Raw genomic sequence first — 20,043 nt, 5'->3', positions numbered from 1 at the left:
CCGTTACCTCACCAACTAGCTAATGCGCCGCGGGCCCATCTGTAAGTGTCAGCCGAAACCGACTTTCAGCTTTTCCTCATGAGAGGAAAAGGATTATCCGGTATTAGCACCGGTTTCCCGGTGTTATCCCAGTCTTACAGGCAGGTTGCCCACGTGTTACTCACCCGTCCGCCGCTAACCAACAGGAGCAAGCTCCTATTGATTCGCTCGACTTGCATGTATTAGGCACGCCGCCAGCGTTCGTCCTGAGCCAGGATCAAACTCTCCATGAAAGTTGATTAGCTCATTTTGTTACGTTGGCTTAGTTTCATAAAAAAACTAAAATTATTGTTTGTTGACGTTTTTGTTTGTTTAGTTTTCAAAGAACAATCGACTTGCATTTTTTGTATCGCTCAAAAGCGACTCTCATAATGTATCATATCTTCCAACTCGATGTCAACAACTTTTTTGAATTAATTTTTAGTTGCGAACCTTCTCGCTGAGGACGAGATTTAATATATCATGATAAATAAATGATTGCAATATAATTTTAAAACTTTTTAAATTTTAATTATCAAATCAAAAATGAAAACAATTGACTTTCTGTTCTTCCCTTTATTCGTACAAATAGTTTAGAATCATATTAAGTACTACACCAAACAACTTTAGTATCGGAAGTGATGAGATGAGTACTACAGACGTTGATATATTGATAAAACTGGGAATTTCAGCAGTATTCGGACTTATAATTGGCCTTGAACGGGAACTTAAACGTAAACCTGTAGGTCTGAAAACAAGTCTTGTTATTTCTGTTGTAAGCTGCTTGTTAACAATCGTATCCATTCAATCTGCGTATATGTTTCCAAACACAAATGACGTGAGAATTACCATGGATCCACTAAGACTGGCAGCACAAATCGTTTCAGGAATTGGTTTTTTAGGTGCAGGAGTTATATTAAGAAGAGGAAACGACAGTATCTCAGGTTTAACTACAGCTGCTATGATTTGGGGAGCGGCAGGTATTGGGATTGCAGTAGGAGCGGGCTTTTACCTTGAAGCTTCTGTTGGTGTAGCTCTATTAATTATAAGTGTTGAATTAGTACCTTTTTTAATGAAACTATTTGGTCCAAAACAATTACGGGAAAAGGAAATCAATCTCCAACTATTTATAAGGGACCAAACGCAAATAGAAACAGCCATTACCTTTTTAATGAATAGAAAGTATATTATCCGCAGGCTGCGAATTAAAGATTTAGATAACGGAGACCATTTAGTACAAATTTTAATGGCAGTAGATTATCGAGAAAAGACAACTGATGTTTATGCTGTGGTGTCTGAATTAGATGGGGTGCAAAAGGTGGAAATTGAAAGCATAAGTTAAAAAAATCACTTATTTATAAAATTTCCTCTTGCAAGATTAATATCATACAGATATAATTTGTCTTGTACCACATAAACGGGGGCTTAGCTCAGCTGGGAGAGCGCTTGCATGGCATGCAAGAGGTCGTCGGTTCGATCCCGATAGTCTCCATCTTAAAACCTTTGCAAATGCAAAGGTTTTTTTTGTTTATCTCATTTAAAAATGGTAAAAAATAACTATTTTTAAATTATAATTTTCAGAAAAGTCATTATTGAGAGAGGAACATTTGATCGATAGAGATTACCCTTAATTACTTGCATGTTTTATATGAAAGGGGGCTTCCCGTTGGAGGCACAAAAAACAAACAAAAATTCTGAAAGCGATTACACTACAATTTTTCACTCAGCCGCATTTCAAAAATTACTCTCCGAAAAGAAAAAGTTTATCATTCCCATCACGATTTTCTTCTTTTGCTTTTATTTTGCACTTCCTATTCTAACTTCCTATTCAACCATCTTAAATCATAACTTTATTGGCAGTATTACTTGGGCATGGGTATTTGCTTTCCTTCAATTTGTAATGACATGGGGATTATGTATGCTTTACTCCAAGAAAGCAGCTAAATTCGACAAATTAGCAGAAAAAGTGATCCATGAAGGAGGAAAGAACGGATGAATACTCCTGCCTTTCTAATGTTTCTTGGTATTGTTTTCGTGACATTGATTATTACCTACTATGCTTCTAAGAAAACCAAAAATGCTAGTGAATTTTATACAGCAGGGGGAGGACTAACAGGGTGGCAAAATGGAATGGCCATAGCAGGTGATTATATGTCAGCTGCATCATTCCTTGGAATTGCCGGAGCAGTTGCATTAACTGGGTTCGACGGGTTTTTTTATAGCATCGGTTTCCTTGTAGCCTATTTGGTGGTTCTTTATTTGGTAGCTGAGCCGCTAAGGAACCTCGGAAAATATACTTTTGCAGATATGATTGCAGCCCGCTTTGATGCCAAAAGGATACGCGGATTTGCCGCTATGAATACCATTGCCATTTCTATCTTTTATATGATAGCCCAGCTTGTCGGAGCAGGTGCCCTTATTAAATTATTATTAGGCTTAGACTATACTACTTCCGTTTTAATTGTTGGGGTCTTAATGACTGTTTATGTTATTTTTGGCGGTATGCATGCAACGAGCTGGGTCCAAATCATTAAGGCCATTCTATTAATGGGCGGTACCTTCTTAATCTCTATTATTGTTTTAGCGAAGTTTAATTGGAGTATCATGGATATGTTTAATCAAATGAAAACGGCTACACCTTTAAAAGAATCGTTTTTAAATCCTGGTGTTAAGTACAAAATCGGGCTTGATACAATCTCTCTCAATATGGGGTTAGTACTTGGCACAGCCGGTCTCCCACATATTCTCGTCCGTTTCTTTACCGTTAAAGATGCGAAAACTGCCCGTTCTTCGGTCGTGTATGCAACGTGGATTATTGGAATCTTTTATGTAATGACGATCTTCCTCGGTTTTGGTGCAGCAGCCTTTGTTGGGAATTCTCAAATTGTTGCGGCAAATCCGGCTGGGAATATGGCCGCTCCGCTTTTAGCAAAAGCCGTTGGTGGAGATATGATGTTTGCTTTTATTTCAGCTGTAGCGTTCGCAACAATCTTAGCGGTTGTAGCAGGACTTGTCTTAACAGCAGCATCTGCATTCGCCCATGATTTTTACAATGAAATTTTACGTAAAGGGAAAGCCACTGAAAAGCAGCAAGTCAGTATGGCACGCTGGGCTGCAATAGGTGTTTCTATCATCTCTATCATTCTCGCTCTAGGCGCACAAACCCTTAATGTAGCCTTCCTTGTTTCACTTGCATTCGCCGTTGCTGCAAGTGCAAACTTGCCGGTTATTATTTACACGATTTATTGGAAACGATTTAATACCACTGGCGCGATTTGGGCCATGGTAGTAGGTCTCATCTCAGCAGTAGGGTTAGTTTTAATCAGTCCAAATGTTTTCAGCCCTGAAGTCGGAAAAGCTATTTTTGTTGGCAATCCTATTTTCCCATACACTACACCAGGGATTGTTTCGATACCACTCGGATTTATTGCCGGGTATTTAGGAACGATCTTCTCAAGTCAAAAATCAGATGTGAAAAAGTTTGAGGAAGTACTTGTGAAATCCAATACGGGAATTGGTATTTGAGGAAAGTCAAAAAGGGACTGATCAATGAATCAGTCCCTTTTTTTAACGTTTCCTGCTGCTTCTAGCTGTTGTTGGTTTTCCGCTTCCTCTATCAGGCTTGCTCGAAGCTGAAAAATTTGTCCGTTTCCCTCTACTATCCTTCATCACACTAGATCTTTTCGTGCCCTCTTTTTGAGCACTTCTGTTTGATCCTTCAGACCTTCTGTCATTTCCGTTTTTATCCCTATTACCGTCTTTTCGAAATTTCTTCTGCGTTTCTCTTCCATGACCATGTGTTTTAGCTGGACGAGTGTGCCGTCTTTCTGACGTGTCCTCTTTAGATCTACTTTTTTCATTTGTTGAATTCCCATCGCTTTGTTTTGGGATGGTAATCGAAAGTTCCTTTTCAATTTGCTCAAGCGCAGACCGGTCATCCGAAGAATAGAATGTTACTGCCAGTCCGGTCATCCCTGCCCTTCCTGTCCGCCCGATCCGATGGACATAGCTTTCTGCATCTTGCGGGATATCATAGTTAAAGACATGGGTGATTCCCTCGACATCAAGACCTCTTGCCGCGACATCGGTTGCGACCAGTAATTGGATTTCGGCATCCCTAAAGCGTTTCATGACTCTTTCCCGTTTAGCTTGAGACAAGTCACCATGTAACTCATCACATGAAAAGCCATGGGCTTTCAGAGCATCATATAATTTACTAACCCTTCGTTTTGTCCGGCAAAAAATAACGGCTAAAAACGGGCGATAGGTCTCAATTGAAGAAATGAGAGCTCCCTGTTTTGCCCTGTCGGTCGTATGGATCCCCAGTTGTTTCACACTAACTGCGGGTCCCTGTGTTTTTTCAATCTGAATATATTCAGGATTACGCATATGTTTTGCTGCTAATTTTCTAATTTCCGGCGGCATGGTAGCTGAGAATAACATAGTTTGTCTTGTAGCAGGTGTTTCCCTTATTATTTCCTCTACCTCGTTAAGAAAACCAATATGGAGCATCTGGTCTGCTTCATCTAATACAAGGAAATCTGTTTCACCCAGCCGTACTGTCTCTCTACGAATATGATCTAACAGACGTCCAGGTGTTCCTACTACAATTTGTGGATTCCTTTTTAACTTTTTCAACTGTTTGTCTACATCTTGACCTCCGTAGACTGCTAAAACAGCTAAACCTTGAATATCTGTAATCATTTTTTCAATTTCTTCCGTTATTTGTAAGGCCAGCTCCCTTGTTGGAGCGACGATTAGCGCTTGAATATGGGCAGCATTTCGATCTATTTTTTCAATAATGGGTAAGATAAAAGCAAAAGTTTTACCTGTTCCGGTTTGAGCTTGAGCAATCACATCGTCCCCCTTCATTACAAATGGAATAGCTTGTTGTTGTATCGGTGTTGGGACGGCGACACCATAAGTCCGCAAATGCTCGGCAAGTTCATTCGATATACCTAACGATAAGAAATCTGACAAAAAATACCCCTACTTTCTAATTTACCTATTCACTAATAATGAGTGTTTATCGTGTTAAATGCAATTATACATTCTCTATTTGTAACAAAAGCTGTTGCCATTTCTTTTTAAAAACTTTATAATTATCCATAATACCAACTTAATCAATCGGAATAATGTATATTAAATCCACAGGAGGGATTGGATGAACCAACAACAGTTTCTTATTATTCATGGGTTAGGCGGAAGCGGCCATGACCATTGGCAAACCTGGCTGGCAGATACTTTAACGAACAAAAATTATCAAGTGAGTTATCCCACCTTTTCAACTTTTGATTCACCAAATCTAAACGTCTGGTTAGAGGAATTACATCTCGCTATTCAAAAAGTTCCGGCCGATTCAGAACTTACCGTTATCACTCATAGTTTAGGCTGTCTCCTATGGCTTCATTATGCAGCAACTCAGGACAAAAAGTTAGCTAAGCGTGTCATTCTCGTTGCGCCGCCATCTCCAGCGATCACACTTACGGAAGCAGAAACCTTTTTTCCAGTACCATTAAACAGTAACCATTTGTCTAGAACAGCAGAGGAGATCTTGTTTGTCCATTCCAATAATGATCCCTATTGCAATATTGAGGATACCAAAATTTATTTAAATCTAGATCATCCTTCGGTCGTGATACCCAATGCTGGTCATATTAATCCAGCATCTGGTTATGGAAAGTGGCCGTCAATCCTTGATCTGTCTCTAACAAACAAAATACCAATTCTAAATTAACGTAAGAAGTGATGTTCAACCATCGCTTCTTTTTTTACACTTTAAACTAATGGCTGTGTTAAAGGTTATTATTGTTGATTTTAAGCATGTTGATTGGAGCGGAAGGCGGCGAAGACTCCTGCGGGAGTACGGGGCAGGGGAGACCCCACAGGCGCAAGTGCGCCGAGGAGGCTCCCCTGCACGCCCTCGGAAAGCGAAGCCGCCTGGAGCGGAAATCAAAATCAACATTCAAGATTAACACAGCCAAAATAATAAGACCAGATTTACTCTTAATTGTGTATATATGATAAGCTATTAATTATCTAAATCATCTATTATCAGCCATCTATTCTATCGATTAAGGAGAAGATGTAATGGACTTGCACCAACTCTATGTATTTACAAAGGTTGTTGAGCATAAAAGTTTTTCAAAAGCTGCGGAGGATATCTTCTTAAGTCAATCAACGGTCAGTTCCCATATACAAGGACTCGAGAAAATGCTGGGAGTGAGATTATTCGACCGAGTAGGACGGGAAAGTATCCTTACACCACACGGGGAACGATTGTATCATTGGGCCCTCCAGCTTTTACTTATTAAAGATCAGGCATTACTTGATTTAAAGGAAGGTATGACCACACTTCGAGGAATGATTCGAATCGCAGCAAGTTCGGTTCCAGGGCAGTTTATGGTTCCAAGGATGATTAAACAATTTAGAGAGCAATACCCTGAGGTTATCTTTCATATCAACCAGTCTTCCTCAAAACATGTTGCCGAAAAGGTTCTAAATGGTTCAGTAGACATGGGGGTGCTAGGTCAGAAATTTGAAAATGATAAGTTGCGCTATATTCCCTTATTAAAGGAAAAACTCGTTCTCGCTGCCTCTAACGAAATAAGCTTAACGGAACCAGTAAACATAAAAGAAATCTTACCATACCCGTTTATCATGCGGAACTCGGATTCAGGAACGAATGCTTTATTAGAAAGATTTTTGAAAAAAAATAAAATTACCAAGGACGAGTTAAATATCGTTTCCTATATTGAAGACGGGCAGAGCTTAATCCAGCTAGTGATTGAAAATGTCGGTATCTCCATCATTTCAGAAGTAGCGGCGCGGGAATATTCCCGCCATAATATGCTAAAGATGTATAACATCCAGAATTTTGACGACGAACGATATTTTTACCTTGTTTATAACATTAACAAAACCCAATCGATTGTTTCTAAATTATTTATTGAAACTGCAGCTGAATTAATTTAGGCTTGATACATTTGCATCTACTACAAAAATAAAGCAAGGGAGAACGAATTTGTTCTCCCCTTTTATCCTTTCATTCCTATTTCTTTTAATTTCTTCTTATCGATTTTGCCAACGTGGGTTTTAGGCAGTTCCTCTAAACGAATAAATTGTTTAGGAATCTTATAACGGCCCAATTTCGGCTCACAATAATTTTTTAATTCTTCGTCTTCTAATGTAAAAGGTTTTAGTAAAGAAATGAAGGCTGTAACAATCTCACCCCATTTGTCATCAGGCAGTCCAATGATAGCTGCTTCATTAATCGCAGGATGTGCAGTAAGCCACTGTTCTATTTCGAGTGGATACACATTTTCTCCTCCAGTAATGATCATATCCTTTTTCCGTCCGACAATATAAAAATAACCATCCTCATCCTGTTTGGCTAAATCACCGGTATGAATCCACCCCTCTTTCATGGTTTCTTGGGTAGCGGTTTCTTGATTCCAATAACATGAAAAAGAATGTTTGCCGCGAATTAGGATTTCTCCAACTTCGTTAGCCATTGTCTCAGAACCATCCGATTTTAACAATTTGATTGAATTAAATAACATCGGTTTCCCGACAGAACCACGCTTCATTTTTGCATCCTCAGGGCTAATATAAAAATTATTCGGTCCGGCTTCCGTCAGCCCGTACCCTTCTTTAAAGGCTAAACCTTTTTTGTAAAAAGCTTCATAAATTTGGAGCGGACAGGGGGCTGCCCCCGATAAAAAGACTTTCATATCAGGAAATGTGCTCTCTTCGAACTCTCTCGTTTGGATCATCGTCTGATACATGGTTGGGACGAGGAGGACAATCGTACATCGATACTGTTGCAGAGATTTGACGGCTTTCTCCCCAGAAAAATGATCTCCAATAACAACGGTTCCTCCACCCATCAAAATGGGAATGCTTAAAGCATTTAAGCCTCCCGTATGAAACATCGGTAAATAGTTAATCGTTGTATCCTCCATGGATAAACCCCAGCTGATAATGGTGTTAAGAGCATTCCAGAAGATGGCTTGATGACTTAACACGACACCTTTTGGTTTACCGGTCGTTCCGCCCGTATAGATCATCGCCAGTGGGTCTGTTTCGGATATTGGCGCTGTTGAAACTGTATGGATGGAATAAGAGACTAGTTTTTCATAGCTCGATTCTCCTACTAAAAAGGAGCTTAGACCATCGCTTATTAATTGCGGACCAAGTGTTTCGAAAGTTTGATGGATCCCAATTAAAACCGGTGTACAATCCGCTAATATTTCCCTTAATTCATGCGGGGATAAACGCCAATTCAACGGTACCAAAATCGCGCCGATTTTGGCGCAGGCAAACAATAAGTCGAAATAGCTAATATGATTAGGGGATAACAAGGCGATCCGATCGCCTTTTCGTATTCCCCGGGCATACAGCCAGTTTGCGGCCGCACATGCACGATTATTTAGTTGTGCATAAGTCCAAGTCTTGATACTTTCTTCCTCAATAATGGCCTTCTTACTAGGGGTTATTCTTGCTCTATGCTCCAGCCAATCCATTTCCCAGCTCACCGAACAATCGCTCCTTCTCCACTAACTAAGATAGCTCTATTTTAACGGTTTTTGGTTACATCGGAGTTACAGAATGGAGATTATAAACAAATGCATAAAAAAACGACCCTAATAAGGTCGTAACATGAAAGAACACTTTCTCAGGCTATTCATCCAAAAATTGTGTTATGGCTGATAATAACTGTGGTAAATCATCTACCAACGGAGAATGCCCGCAATTCTTTAATTCGATAAACCTTGCCTTACTACCTAAATCCTCTAGAATTTCATTAGTCATTTCCGCTGTTACCACATAATCCCGTTCTCCCCGCAATACCAGGACAGGGACATTAATCTCATCCACTTTCCCATTGCCTTCAACAAGCCCGTTGTGATGATGGCTGATATTAAACGTATTATTGGAATGATGCACTTCTGCTAGGTTCCGCTGCGTTCTCATATCCTGCAGATACTCCTCATAAAGTTCTGGAGACGGCTGCTTATGGGTATAAATCACCGCATTCCAGATTAACCTCAATAATTCCGTATTATTCGTATCATAAGCGGTCTGCACTGGAATGGTTTTGGTCACATCCTTTTTAATCTCTTCATGTAAAACAAACCGGCGCGGTACATCATTTTCTTGTATTTTACCCTCAAAAGGATAGCCTCTTGTTGATTCGGACGCTAATAAAATCAGCTTGTTACAATAACCCGGGTAATCAGCAGCAAATTGCATGGCCACTGCCCCTCCCGTTGACCAGCCTACAATAGCAAAGTCCTTTAACCCTATCGCATCAACGAATAGCCTGACATCATCCGAAAAGTCTTTAATTGACGTGATTAGATGGTTATAGGTTGACTGTCCGAAGCCTCGTAAATCGACGGCATACAGCTTATATTTGGCATCCATATTTTCATAAACTAAATCCCAATGCTTTGAAGAGGTCATATTTCCATGTATCAGCAATACCTTTTGTTCTCCGCCCTCTCTTTCTCTATAGGCAAGTGTCTCTCCATTCGATAAATGAACTTCCTTCATTGTGACGTTTACCACTTCCATCACCCTTTCCCCCATTTAATCGTCGTCGCTCCCCAGGCATATCCGATTCCAGCACTTACCAGCACAACAAGATCTCCATCCTTTACTTTCCCATCCTTAAGCGCTAGCTCCAATGACAAAATCTGATCAATTTGACCGATATGCCCATAATTTTCGAGATAAATAGATTGCGCTGGAGACAACCCCAGCTCTTTTAAAACATATTCATGGGCTGACTTTTTCATGTGAAGAATGGCTAAATAAGCAATATCACTCACCCGATAACCGCTTTTCCGGACAGATTCCTTAATCACTTTCAAAAAGTTAGCCATTGACTTTTGTTCGAGACGAGTCTTCATTCCCTCTGGATCGAGAACATCGAGCCTATTTAGCCGCTGTTCAAGCGCCTCCTTCGTAATCGGGGTCTTTGTTCCTCCTGCTACAACGACGACATCCTCGGAAAAAGAACCATCCGTCATCAAATCTGTTTCTAACAATAGATTTTCACTTTGATCCTTTTTTAAAAGAATAGCTCCACCGCCGGCACCCAGATTATACATAAATCGGGTCCTAGGATTCTGATAATCTATAAAGTCACCATTACGATAACCGCCTGCAAGCAAGACGGTCTGGATTCCCTGGTCCGAAATCATCAGACTTTTGGCCAATTTTAAGGCCATTACGGTCGTACCGCATCTTAATGCGGTATCAAATGCCCAAGCATTTAGGGCCCCAACCTCCTGCTGAAGCTTGATTCCGGCTGTCCAAAGCGGATATTCCTTATGCTCCTCACCGATATAAATCACAAGGTCAATATCCAGGGGATCTATCCCTGCCTTAGCTATTGCTCGTTTAGCCGCAATAATCCCCATTTCACAGGTGTGGTCCTGTGCTCCTGGTACATATTTTTTCTTTATACCCATTTTTTCTTCAACAATATGTTCAGGGATACCTGCCATTTGGGCAATCTGTTTACCCGTCACATAATCCTCCGGCAGATAGATTCCTGTACTAAGAATTCCAATAGTCATTGCTGCACCTCCTAAACTTTCGCTTGTTCCGCCATTTTCTTCATATATTCCATCGCTTCCTCCATACTTTCAAATAATGTCTCCCGATCCTGTTGGACATGTGTCACTTTAATTCTCCAAAGTTTTTTTCCAGTGTCTTTTTCAAACAATGCTAATTGAAACCGGACGACGAAGGAAGCAATCTGATTACTCTCCATTAGTTCCTCCCTCTATCCTGCCACTTTTTCTTTACTTTTTACAGCAGTCTGTTTTTTTCGTTTCCACGTATAGGTGCGTAACGTCCCGACAATTCCTTTTGGAAAAAACATTACCACTAAAATATAAATAATCCCGAAGAAAATAATCCAGCGCTCAAAGATGACATGCTCCTTGGCAAGCTCCGTCAGCCAGTCATGAGCAAATTCAATTAACCCCGCTCCAATGATGGCCCCGACTAATGTTCCAACCCCGCCAATAATCGTCATTAACAATGCGTCTAATGTAATATCCATTGAAAACACACTAGTATTCACATATCTTAGCGAAATGGCATATAAAATCCCCGCAATCCCAGCGATCACCCCGGAAACGACACTGGCCGCAATTTTATAATGCAGCACTTGAAACCCGAGTGATTCGGTTCGCTGTTCGTTTTCCCTGATCGCTTGGAGCACCCGGCCAAGCGGAGAATTGGTGAACCGTTTTAAGAATAAAAATATGGCCACCATGAGGCAAAGGCTGAGCCAATAAAAATGAGTCCGGTCAATCAGCAATTCGGGAACGCGGAAGGTAAATCCGTCGTTTCCAAATGTCATCGACCGCCATTTTTCCGCCAGCACTAAAAACAGCCCCGAAAGCGATAAGGTTAACATCGCATAGAAATGACTTTTTAGACGGAGAGTCAACAGACCGACAATAAAGCTTACCAATCCGGTAAGAACAATCGTCGACAAAACCGCTAGGAGAAAGTAAGGAATCGTCGGTTCAAATTTTTTCATAAAAATCCCCATTGAATAGGCGCCAATCCCAAAAAACATCGCATGACCAAACGAAACAATCCCAGTAAAACCGATTAACAAATCATAACTCATCGCAAAAATAGCAAAGACAAATATTTGTGTTAATAAGATGAATAGATTTCTAGACTCATAAACAAATGGCAGAAGGATTAGAAAGGCGGCGATGACTAAAACAAAAATGGTCATTTTATTTCCTTGGATCAATCTCAATTCCTCACCCCTCCCGCACCAAATAATCCCTGCGGCCGAATAATTAATACGACTGCCATTAGAAGCATATTGACTGCCAATGATAAATCCGGGACATAGTAAGCCATGAATGATCCGGATAATCCTACTAAAATAGCTGCTAAGACGGAACCCTTAAAATTACCCATGCCTCCAATCACAACGACAATAAACGCTAAAATGGCAAATTCCATTCCCATTCCAGCATGGATCACACCCGAATAGGGTCCGAGCAGGACACCGCCAAGGGCCGCCATACCTGCACCAATCATAAACACAAACATAAAGACTTTTTGAATATTAATCCCGAGTGCTTGAACCATTTCTTTATTCATTACACCAGCCCGGACAACAAGACCAATCTTTGTCTTCTTCAAAATATATTGTACGGCAGCAAAAATAAACAAGCCGACTAAAATAATAAAAATCCTATATTTAATCACAATGACCCCGCCCAGTTCCCAGCTGCCTTTTAAATAGTCAGGGGGTGAAGCCGTTAGTTGATTGGGTCCCCAAATTACCTTTAACATTTCTGATAAAACAAGCATCAGACCAAGGGTAATTAAAATTTGCTGCACATGATTTCCGTAAACGGGTTTAATGATCCATTTCTCGGTGATGATGCCAAGTAGACAGCCGGTAATGATGGCCCCGGCAATGCCAATGATAAAACTGCCCGTTTGCTGATAAACCCACAGTCCGCTGTAAGCCCCCCAGGCAAACAGCCCGCCATGGGCAAAATTCAACACATCCATCAAACCGAAAATTAGCGTTAACCCCGCTGCAAGCAAAAAGATCAACATTCCCGTTGCCAGGCCATTTAAGGTTAAATTGATGATTAAGTCCATTTGACCGGTCCCTCCTTTCTAAGCGATGCCTAAATATTTACGTTTCATCTCTTCATCTTCTTTTAATTGCTTCATCGTGCCAGAACTAACGGTCCGCCCATCATCAATAATGTAAAAATGGTCACCAATGGTGCTCGCCATCATAAAATTCTGCTCCACTAAGACGATGGTTGTTTGATTCTTCATTTGTAAAATCGACTCCATTACTTTCTCCACAACAATGGGTGCCAAGCCCTTGCTTGGCTCATCAATTAACAACAATTCATTCTCATTTACATAAGCTCTGGCAATCGATAACATTTGTTTCTGTCCGCCGCTTAAATAGCCGCCGGGTTTATTCCAAAACTTCTTTAGGTCCGGAAACAATTCTAGAATCCAATCCATGCGTTTCGCTGTTTCCTCATTTTCCTTTTGAATCGCCACTTTCATATTTTCTTCTACCGTTAGACCCGCAAAGATTCCCTGATCTTCCGGGACATAGCCGATCCCCTTTTTAGCAATCGTATAGGTTGGCAAGGCTTGTATTTGTTCTCCCTTAAAGGTAACGCTGCCTTTTGATGCAGGATTTAACCCCATAATCGTTCGCAAAGTCGTTGTCTTTCCCGCCCCATTTCTTCCAAGCAGAACCGTAACTTCCCCTTTCTTTACCTCGAAGGAGATTCCTTGGAGAATATGATATTGACCAATATGTGTTTCGACTTGATCAAGCTTCAACAGGTCGTTCATCCAAATAACCTCCTAAATAAGCAGACTGAACCGTTTCATTTTTCATAATTTCTTCAGGAGTGCCGTCTGCAAGCAGCCCTCCGTTAAACAACACCATAACGGAATCCGATAAATCTAAGATCATATCCATTTTGTGTTCGATAAGGAGTATGGTCCGGCTGCCTTCATTTTTTATTCTTTTGATTACTTCTAAAATAGCAGGCACTTCCTCTAACGACATGCCGGCTGTGGGTTCATCGAGTAAGAGAACCTCTGTTTCCAGTGCCAGCAGCATGGCAATTTCAAGCTTCCGTTTCTCTCCATGGGCCAGGTTGATGGCAAGTGAATTCTTTTTATCATCTAAGAGGACGAGCTTCAGCCATTCCAACGCCTTCTCTTCAAACACCCGATATTTTTTATGATGAAACAGCATTTGGTACCGAACTCCTGCTTGTGATTGAACAGCCAGCCTAACATTTTCCAGTACGGTTAGATTCGGAAAAACATTGGTAATTTGAAAGGAGCGGCCAATCCCTGTCCGCGTCCGGATTGTCGGGGAGAATTTGGTAATATCTTTTCCTCGATAATAGATTTTTCCGTTTGTGGGAGTTAATTGGCCGCTGAGAAGATTAAAAAAGGTCGTTTTTCCGGCCCCGTTTGGCCCAATGATCGACATAAAATGTTTTTCGGGGACGGCAATGCTGACAGCATCTACGGCTGTATGACCGCCAAAGCTAATTGATAAATCTCTTGTTTCAATAAGGGTTGACATGTTTTCACCGCCCTGATTACTTATCGTTAAAAAAGGAAGAGGGCGACCTCCATTATGGACCGGTCGAACCCTCCTGTTTTTAAAATCTACTTGTTTCGGATTGGGGGAGCTGTTTCCTCAGGAGTTAGTTCTCGAATCAGAACTGGCACTGGATATGGAACACCATCTTTCTTTTCCAGTTTAATGGCATACAACGATTGCAGAGCCTGGTGGTCTTCTTTTCGGTAGGTCATTTTCCCTTTTGGTGTCTCAAAGCTCATCCCTTCCATGGTACTAATTAATTTGTCAGAGTCAGCATTTCCATTGGTCTTCTTTAATGCTTCGACAATAGAAATCGCAGCACTCATGCCGCCAGGCGTAAATAAATCAGGCACATCACCGTTAAACCGCTTTTTATGTTCAGCAACAAGCCAGTCGTTAATTTTGTTTTTTGGCAGGTCATGGTAGTAAACGGTAAAGCCTTCCATCCCAATCAGCGGCTCCATTGTGGAGAGGGCAGCAATATCTGGTGCACCAGTTGAAATCTTTATGCCTTTTTCTTGGACCTTCATGTCTGAAAGCTGCTTCCAAGGAGAGTTTGCTCCGGCCCAGACAACAAATAAATAATCAGGCTTAGCATCAATGATTTTTTGAATATTGGAAGTAAAGTCTGTAGCGGCAGGATCTGCATATTCTTCTTTTACAATTTCAGCTCCAAGCTTTTTCGCTGCTTCTTTAAACGCTGCCACGCCATCACGGCCAAACGAATAATCTGGTGCCAGGGTGGCAATCTTTACTCCCTTTTTAGCAATTGCCGCTGCACCAGCAACCGCGTCTTGGGAGGAGTTACGAGCGGAATGGAAAATATATTTATTAAATTCTGAACCTGTAATACTATCCGCAGCAGCCGGTTCAACGACCATTACTTTTTGGTATTCTTCTGCAAGTGGTAAAACCGCTAACGTATCGGCGGAGCTGGATGATCCGACTAAAAAGTCGACATTATCTTCTTCTAATAGCTTGGTAGCTTTTTGAACAGCGACTTCCGGCTTTGTTTCTGTATCTTCGACAATAAACTCAATCTTTCGGCCGGCCACTTCGCGTTTACCATTTGTGGCATAATCAAGGCCAAGCTCAAAACCTCTTAATGTTTGTTTTCCATATGCTTCAAGAGCGCCTGTTTTGGAGGCAAGGACGCCAATTTTAATCGGTTCCTTTTTATCTGTGTTGGTGCCCCCCTTTGATTCTGATGATGATTTGTCCGTGCTGCAAGCACTCGCGAAGATCATCATAAAAATAAGTAAGCCTATTAATCCCCATTTCACCTGATACCCCTTCACTCTTTTTCCCCCTTAATATGTGTTCAACACTTGTTAAGCTTTAACTTTATGATAGAAAAGCCTAGTTACAGCAGAGTTACAAGAAAAGCGGAAGCGCCCTAGTTGGACGCAAAATCAGCCCTAATCTTAAGGCTGTCCATCGAATTTAAGATACTTTCGGATTCTATGATCATTTGATACATGTGCTTGGTTGGTTCCAATGGTGTGACACCGAGTTCTTCCTCGAGAACCTTCTTACATCTTTGATACCATTTCATCGCTTGCGGGCGGTTATTTTTCCGATAATAACAATACATTAATAAGCGGTAGGCCTCTTCCCAAGTTCTGTCCCGTTCCAAAATTTTTTCACACCAATTGATTGCTGCATCATATTTTTCAGATCGCACCATTAACTGCGCCATTTTCTCCGCACCCCGTAAAAAATATACGGCCATGCTCTCTCTTTTACTAATACACCAATCTTCATAACGTCGGTCGGGAAGATAGTCACCATGATAAAAGGATAATCCTCTTTCAAGAAGCGGAATAGCCTGATCCGGTCTGGTTTCTTCAAGTCCGGCTTCAATTAATTCTTTAAATGGAGTATTATCCATTTCAATGACTGCATCCGGATTTAATCCATAAAACATCCCTTCTCTAATGATGAAAAAGGGAGCTGCACGGGCCTTACGGTGGGGTTCAAGCACATTATGGAGGCAATTCAGAGCCACCTTAAAATCGCGGTCTGCGCTTTTTTTCTCCTGATTAGGCCAAAGGAGTGCAATAATTTCATCCTTAGCCATGAATTCACTCACGGTAATCAATAATTGGAAAAGCTCCTTCGCCTTTTCTCTTTGCCAATCTTTGTCGACCACTTCCTTTTCACCAAGCCATAACTTGAAGTGCCCCAAGGTTTGAACTCTGATGGAATAGCCTGGATGTGAATCATGAGCAGTTATTCCCATATCCTGAAGGATCTTTTTGACATAGGATGGCTGAATCTTTTCTCGCAAACATTCAATCAACAATGGCACAAAAATTTGCAGATCTCGTGGGCCAAATACCGTCCTTTTGTGAAAAAAGAACTCATATTCGTGAATCTGGACCAAATTTAAAAACGCATCTATTGTTTCTTTAAACAAACCTTGCTGTTTTTCAAGGTAATAAACGTAGGCAAGCCAAAACTTCCCTACCATTTGTCCATAGCCATCCTCACACTGACCAAAGAGGGCATCAGCTCTAACTAAAAAATTATGTCCCTTAGAAACCCGCTCATTATATAGGCAGGTAATTCCCATACCAAGTGTTATAAGAGATGAAAGCCACGCATCATGTACTTTTTCAGTCTCCATCAGGGCTTTCTTGCCGGCCTCTAGTGCTCGTTCCAATTCTCCCCTTGTCCCATATAAAATACACAAGCCCATAAGCGGTTCTGCTTTCCCTCGATTCACATGGATTTGTTCCATGATTTCTAATGCGGTTTGATAGCAGCTCTCTGCTAAACTCGAATCATACTTATTCAATATTTGTACGGCATGACCCATGCGAATCCAGCCGCATGCTTCTACATAAGGGGACTTATAGCTGATTCCCTGCTGAATCCCTGCTTGGGCAAGTGCCTTTGCTTTTAAACCTTCTCCCATAAAGGCTTCGATTAAAGCGAGTAATAAATCGGTTTCACGGTGAGATTGCGGCAGTGTATGGATGGTTGACTCCTTTAATTCATCTTTTTTCAGGAAAAGAACCTTCTTTGCAGCCTCAAAACGGCCCGTTCTTAAGTATAATCTCGCTTCTACGTTCCCATCAGGATGAGATTGTTTTGCTTCCTTAGCTTTTTGAATCCAGTTCTCCGCCTCAGATGCCTTTCCAGAGTTTAGTAAATTCTCCGATAACAATTGATATAATTCCCCTTTTTCAGCATCAGCGCCTAACGTTTTTTCTCGATGAAAAATCGCCTCATATAAAAGTTTTTCTGCCCGCTGTGGTTGGATCGTATCCAAGAATATCTTTGCTTTGCCTTCTAACGCTAAGCTCATTCCCAGATGGTCTTGTGTTTTTTCCGCACCAGCAAACGCCTTATCGTAACATTCCTGGGCCTCTTGGTATTGTGAACGATAGCGATGAATTTCCGCTTTTAAATAATAGAGAAAATAATAAAGCTCCATTTCTGCTTCTGATAGGAGGATTAATTGATCGTACAAGCTTTCCAATTTTCCACTTTCGAGCATCCTCAGACCATTTTCTTGTAAAATGGAGCAGATTGCCTTGTGGTGATTCATTTTTTTATAGTGATGAAGCGCTTTCTCCCATTGTTGTTTACGCTCATAATAACGGGCGCAGCGTTCATGAAGACCCATATAAGCAGTTAGATTATTTTTTTGAAAAATATCTTCAAGGAATTCTTTAAATAAGGCATGGTAACGATATTGGGTTCGCCCAATCTTTTGGATAAATAAATTGCGGTCTTTCAGCTGCTCTAGTAAACTTGCGGATCCGTTAATTCCAATCACTGCATCACAAATTTCTTCCTCTATTTCCTCAAAGATGGAAGTTTGCTCGAGAAATTGTTGAATCATAGGCGGCTGTTTCGAAAAGACTTCCATAACTAAATACTGAAAAAAATCTTGGAGGGATTGAGAGGAATGTTTAAAAAGCTTAGGTTTGTCGTTTTGTAATGGTATTTGTGTGGCAATCATGCAAAGGGCAATGATCCAGCCCTCTGTTATTTCATAAATGGACTGCAGATACTCTGCCTCCATCTCTAATCCATAAAGGTCCGTCAACAATAATTCCATTTCTTCCATCGTTAAAACTAAATCGTCCCTTGTTATTTCAAGTAACTGGCCGCACACCTTCATTTTGGTTAGTACCCTCCAATTGGGACGGCTGCGGCTCGAAATAACCATATGTAAATTAGCTGGAATATGCTCGATCAGTTTTTCCATCCAACTATTAATTGTATAAGAATGTTCAATTTTGTGGAAATCATCCAAGACAAGTGTAATCTCGGTCTTCCACTCGATTATTTCGTTAATAAAAAGGGAACTTAAATTGCTTAGTTCCTCTTCACGAATATAATGATTCATTTTGTCCATATAGACTGATAACGTTGTTCCAAAAGATGGAGCTTCCTGTCGGATCGTTTGAATGAGATAGGATAGGAAGGTTAGGATGTCGTCATCTAAGGATGAAATGGAGTACCAGCATCCTGGAAGCCTTTCATCCCTCAAAAATAGGGCAAGTGCCGTACTCTTACCAAAACCAGCGCCGGAATGAAGGAGAGTCAAGGAATAGTCCGGAATCTTTTGCAACTTCCGGGTAAGCTGCACCCTCCTAATAAAATCATCCTTAACAGCAGGGATACTTAACTTTGATTGAATAATCGGCAGCTTCATCTTTGACCCCCTTTCTTTTTTTCTTACTATTTAAACTATTTACACTATTTTACCATATTTAGAACATGCAGGGGAAACTCTTTTCGGAAGCGAGCTTCAGGGGGTGTTGTTATTCCTCTACATAAATCATTTTTCTGGTCATTCCTCCATCAACGACCAAATTAATGCCAGTTACAAAATCATTAGTAGGATTCGTTAAATAGAGACATGCCTTGGCAATATCGCTTGGTTTTCCAACTCGTTTTGATAAATGCTGCTCATGATCAGCATGTGAAAGTTCAGCCTCATCACCATTATGGATCCAGCCTGGAGAAATGGCATTTACCGTTATCATATCTTGACTAAATGAAGCAGCCAGTGCATGTGTAATCGCGACGATTCCCCCTTTAGAGGCTCCATACGCTTCGGAGTTAGGCTCTGACATTAAGGCACGGGTTGAAGCAATGTTCACAATCGCACCTCCAGTTGGATTTTCCCTCATATATCGGGCTGCTTCCCGTGAGCAAAGGAAAACACTGCGTAAATTGGTGTTCAAACAATCGTCCCACTCCTCAATGGTTAACTCAAAGGGTGATTTGAATACACCTTTTCCCGCATTATTGATCAGGATGTCAATTCGGCCAAATGTCTGAATGGTAACCTCCATCAATTGAATAATGTCCGTTTCACTTCTAACATCTGTTTTGACATAAAGAGCCTCTCCCCCCTGATTTCTAATTTCTGTCACGGTTTGTTCACCTTCTTCAGGGTCTACATCTGCCAAAACGACTTTTGCTCCTTTTATGGAATAGGCAGCGGCTACTCCTCGGCCAATTCCTTTCGCTGCACCAGTTATTACGACAACCTTATTGAGAAAATCCACTAAATTTTACCTCCTTTTAAGCTCTTACACTTTCTTTATAGCATAGTCAGAAATATAGAAACAAAGTTTTCGAATGTAATGGATAACTTTTCCAAGTAATAAAACCTCTAAACCGGAAAAAACTACAAAAAAGAAATGAGATGAAAGGAGACGGATTATGGCTGAAAAATGTTTTTATTGTACAGAGGATATTGAGGAAAGGCAATTACACTATGTCCCCTTTATTTCCATGAATCAAGAAAGAGATGAAGCGCTATGTGATGAGTGCTACCGGGAATGGCTGCATGGGATAAAAGGATGACTACTTCCATCTAACCACAAGTTTGTCAT

18 protein-coding genes, 1 tRNA gene and 1 rRNA gene are annotated in these 20,043 nt (G+C 40.9%); 7 read left to right on the top strand and 13 right to left on the bottom strand.

Going from position 1 to position 20,043, the window contains the following annotated elements; genetic code table 11:
* Positions 1-272 (bottom strand): 16S ribosomal RNA (locus J7E81_RS18750); the annotation flags it as partial.
* Positions 273-664: 392 nt separating this feature from the next.
* Between J7E81_RS18750 and J7E81_RS18745 the strand changes: the two genes are divergently transcribed.
* From J7E81_RS18745 to J7E81_RS18730, 4 genes are all read left to right on the top strand, one after another.
* The gene (locus J7E81_RS18745; RefSeq protein WP_215044790.1) at positions 665-1,360 is read left to right on the top strand and encodes an MgtC/SapB family protein; all 696 of its coding nucleotides are present in this window, start codon (positions 665-667) and stop codon (positions 1,358-1,360) included.
* A 77-nt stretch (positions 1,361-1,437) separates the two neighbouring features.
* Positions 1,438-1,510: transfer RNA gene (locus J7E81_RS18740), tRNA-Ala, on the top strand.
* A 156-nt stretch (positions 1,511-1,666) separates the two neighbouring features.
* On the top strand, positions 1,667-2,014 hold the full coding sequence (locus tag J7E81_RS18735) for a DUF485 domain-containing protein (RefSeq protein ID WP_215044788.1): 348 nt from the start codon (positions 1,667-1,669) through the stop codon (positions 2,012-2,014).
* Positions 2,011-3,543 (top strand): solute symporter family protein, encoded by a 1,533-nt coding sequence (locus tag J7E81_RS18730; RefSeq protein ID WP_215044786.1) that lies wholly within the window; start codon positions 2,011-2,013, stop codon positions 3,541-3,543. The genes J7E81_RS18735 and J7E81_RS18730 overlap by 4 nt, the downstream gene beginning before the upstream one ends.
* Before the next feature lie 42 nt (positions 3,544-3,585).
* On the opposite strand, the gene J7E81_RS18725 is transcribed toward J7E81_RS18730, so the two are convergent.
* Complete coding sequence (locus J7E81_RS18725) at positions 3,586-4,998, bottom strand: DEAD/DEAH box helicase (RefSeq protein WP_215044784.1); 1,413 nt, start codon at positions 4,996-4,998, stop codon at positions 3,586-3,588.
* A 184-nt stretch (positions 4,999-5,182) separates the two neighbouring features.
* Here J7E81_RS18725 and J7E81_RS18720 point away from each other — a divergent pair, with 184 nt between their 5' ends.
* Positions 5,183-5,755 (top strand): RBBP9/YdeN family alpha/beta hydrolase, encoded by a 573-nt coding sequence (locus J7E81_RS18720; RefSeq protein WP_215044782.1) that lies wholly within the window; start codon positions 5,183-5,185, stop codon positions 5,753-5,755.
* Between the two features lie 353 nt (positions 5,756-6,108).
* Positions 6,109-6,993, top strand: a complete 885-nt coding sequence (locus tag J7E81_RS18715) for a selenium metabolism-associated LysR family transcriptional regulator (protein WP_215044780.1) — start codon at positions 6,109-6,111, stop codon at positions 6,991-6,993.
* Positions 6,994-7,055: 62 nt separating this feature from the next.
* Here the strand turns inward: J7E81_RS18715 and J7E81_RS18710 are convergent, their stop codons facing one another.
* The 11 genes from J7E81_RS18710 to J7E81_RS18660 form a co-directional block, all read right to left on the bottom strand.
* Entirely contained in the window at positions 7,056-8,555 is a 1,500-nt protein-coding gene (locus J7E81_RS18710; RefSeq protein ID WP_215044778.1) for an acyl-CoA synthetase, read from the bottom strand.
* Positions 8,556-8,700: 145 nt separating this feature from the next.
* Positions 8,701-9,597: an intracellular short-chain-length polyhydroxyalkanoate depolymerase gene (gene phaZ, locus J7E81_RS18705; RefSeq protein ID WP_215044777.1), complete on the bottom strand. Its 897-nt coding sequence runs from the start codon at positions 9,595-9,597 to the stop codon at positions 8,701-8,703.
* Positions 9,597-10,607 (bottom strand): 3-oxoacyl-ACP synthase, encoded by a 1,011-nt coding sequence (locus J7E81_RS18700; protein WP_215044775.1) that lies wholly within the window; start codon positions 10,605-10,607, stop codon positions 9,597-9,599. Before J7E81_RS18700 ends, phaZ begins: the two co-directional genes overlap by 1 nt.
* A gap of 11 nt (positions 10,608-10,618) precedes the next feature.
* Positions 10,619-10,804 carry a hypothetical protein gene (locus J7E81_RS18695; protein WP_215044773.1) on the bottom strand — a complete coding sequence of 62 codons (186 nt, stop codon included), beginning with the start codon at positions 10,802-10,804 and terminating at the stop codon, positions 10,619-10,621.
* Between the two features lie 12 nt (positions 10,805-10,816).
* Positions 10,817-11,791 carry a branched-chain amino acid ABC transporter permease gene (locus tag J7E81_RS18690; RefSeq protein ID WP_215044831.1) on the bottom strand — a complete coding sequence of 325 codons (975 nt, stop codon included), beginning with the start codon at positions 11,789-11,791 and terminating at the stop codon, positions 10,817-10,819.
* 20 nt (positions 11,792-11,811) lie between these two features.
* Positions 11,812-12,681 (bottom strand): branched-chain amino acid ABC transporter permease, encoded by an 870-nt coding sequence (locus J7E81_RS18685; RefSeq protein WP_215044771.1) that lies wholly within the window; start codon positions 12,679-12,681, stop codon positions 11,812-11,814.
* A gap of 18 nt (positions 12,682-12,699) precedes the next feature.
* Positions 12,700-13,407, bottom strand: a complete 708-nt coding sequence (locus tag J7E81_RS18680) for an ABC transporter ATP-binding protein (protein ID WP_215044769.1) — start codon at positions 13,405-13,407, stop codon at positions 12,700-12,702.
* Positions 13,385-14,158, bottom strand: coding sequence for an ABC transporter ATP-binding protein (locus J7E81_RS18675; RefSeq protein WP_215044767.1), 774 nt, complete (start codon positions 14,156-14,158; stop codon positions 13,385-13,387). The genes J7E81_RS18680 and J7E81_RS18675 overlap by 23 nt, the downstream gene beginning before the upstream one ends.
* An 86-nt stretch (positions 14,159-14,244) precedes the next feature.
* The gene (locus J7E81_RS18670) at positions 14,245-15,429 is read right to left on the bottom strand and encodes a substrate-binding domain-containing protein (RefSeq protein WP_215044829.1); all 1,185 of its coding nucleotides are present in this window, start codon (positions 15,427-15,429) and stop codon (positions 14,245-14,247) included.
* 146 nt (positions 15,430-15,575) lie between these two features.
* Positions 15,576-18,851, bottom strand: a complete 3,276-nt coding sequence (locus J7E81_RS18665; RefSeq protein WP_215044765.1) for a winged helix-turn-helix domain-containing protein — start codon at positions 18,849-18,851, stop codon at positions 15,576-15,578.
* 109 nt (positions 18,852-18,960) lie between these two features.
* Positions 18,961-19,713 carry a glucose 1-dehydrogenase gene (locus tag J7E81_RS18660; protein WP_215044763.1) on the bottom strand — a complete coding sequence of 251 codons (753 nt, stop codon included), beginning with the start codon at positions 19,711-19,713 and terminating at the stop codon, positions 18,961-18,963.
* Positions 19,714-19,870: 157 nt separating this feature from the next.
* Between J7E81_RS18660 and J7E81_RS18655 the strand changes: the two genes are divergently transcribed.
* The gene (locus tag J7E81_RS18655; protein ID WP_215044761.1) at positions 19,871-20,014 is read left to right on the top strand and encodes a hypothetical protein; all 144 of its coding nucleotides are present in this window, start codon (positions 19,871-19,873) and stop codon (positions 20,012-20,014) included.
* Positions 20,015-20,043: the final 29 nt, after the last annotated feature.

It is taken from the genome of Bacillus sp. ISL-18 (genome assembly GCF_018613415.1).
Lineage (GTDB): Bacteria > Bacillota > Bacilli > Bacillales > Cytobacillaceae > Neobacillus.
Note: the sequence above shows the minus strand (reverse complement) of the source record. Positions and strands in the feature narration are given on the sequence as shown.

What these genes read in the sequence shown, in the direction of transcription:
- J7E81_RS18715 (WP_215044780.1), top strand. Translation starts at nt 6,109, where the DNA reads ATGGACTTGCACCAACTCTATGTATTTACAAAGGTTGTTGAGCATAAA.
- J7E81_RS18690 (WP_215044831.1), bottom strand. Translation starts at nt 11,791, where the DNA reads ATGACCATTTTTGTTTTAGTCATCGCCGCCTTTCTAATCCTTCTGCCA.
- J7E81_RS18745 (WP_215044790.1), top strand. Translation starts at nt 665, where the DNA reads ATGAGTACTACAGACGTTGATATATTGATAAAACTGGGAATTTCAGCA.
- J7E81_RS18720 (WP_215044782.1), top strand. Translation starts at nt 5,183, where the DNA reads ATGAACCAACAACAGTTTCTTATTATTCATGGGTTAGGCGGAAGCGGC.
- J7E81_RS18655 (WP_215044761.1), top strand. Translation starts at nt 19,871, where the DNA reads ATGGCTGAAAAATGTTTTTATTGTACAGAGGATATTGAGGAAAGGCAA.
- J7E81_RS18675 (WP_215044767.1), bottom strand. Translation starts at nt 14,158, where the DNA reads ATGTCAACCCTTATTGAAACAAGAGATTTATCAATTAGCTTTGGCGGT.
- J7E81_RS18680 (WP_215044769.1), bottom strand. Translation starts at nt 13,407, where the DNA reads ATGAACGACCTGTTGAAGCTTGATCAAGTCGAAACACATATTGGTCAA.
- J7E81_RS18670 (WP_215044829.1), bottom strand. Translation starts at nt 15,429, where the DNA reads ATGATGATCTTCGCGAGTGCTTGCAGCACGGACAAATCATCATCAGAA.
- J7E81_RS18665 (WP_215044765.1), bottom strand. Translation starts at nt 18,851, where the DNA reads ATGAAGCTGCCGATTATTCAATCAAAGTTAAGTATCCCTGCTGTTAAG.
- J7E81_RS18735 (WP_215044788.1), top strand. Translation starts at nt 1,667, where the DNA reads ATGAAAGGGGGCTTCCCGTTGGAGGCACAAAAAACAAACAAAAATTCT.
- phaZ (WP_215044777.1), bottom strand. Translation starts at nt 9,597, where the DNA reads ATGGAAGTGGTAAACGTCACAATGAAGGAAGTTCATTTATCGAATGGA.
- J7E81_RS18685 (WP_215044771.1), bottom strand. Translation starts at nt 12,681, where the DNA reads ATGGACTTAATCATCAATTTAACCTTAAATGGCCTGGCAACGGGAATG.
- J7E81_RS18695 (WP_215044773.1), bottom strand. Translation starts at nt 10,804, where the DNA reads ATGGAGAGTAATCAGATTGCTTCCTTCGTCGTCCGGTTTCAATTAGCA.
- J7E81_RS18700 (WP_215044775.1), bottom strand. Translation starts at nt 10,607, where the DNA reads ATGACTATTGGAATTCTTAGTACAGGAATCTATCTGCCGGAGGATTAT.
- J7E81_RS18730 (WP_215044786.1), top strand. Translation starts at nt 2,011, where the DNA reads ATGAATACTCCTGCCTTTCTAATGTTTCTTGGTATTGTTTTCGTGACA.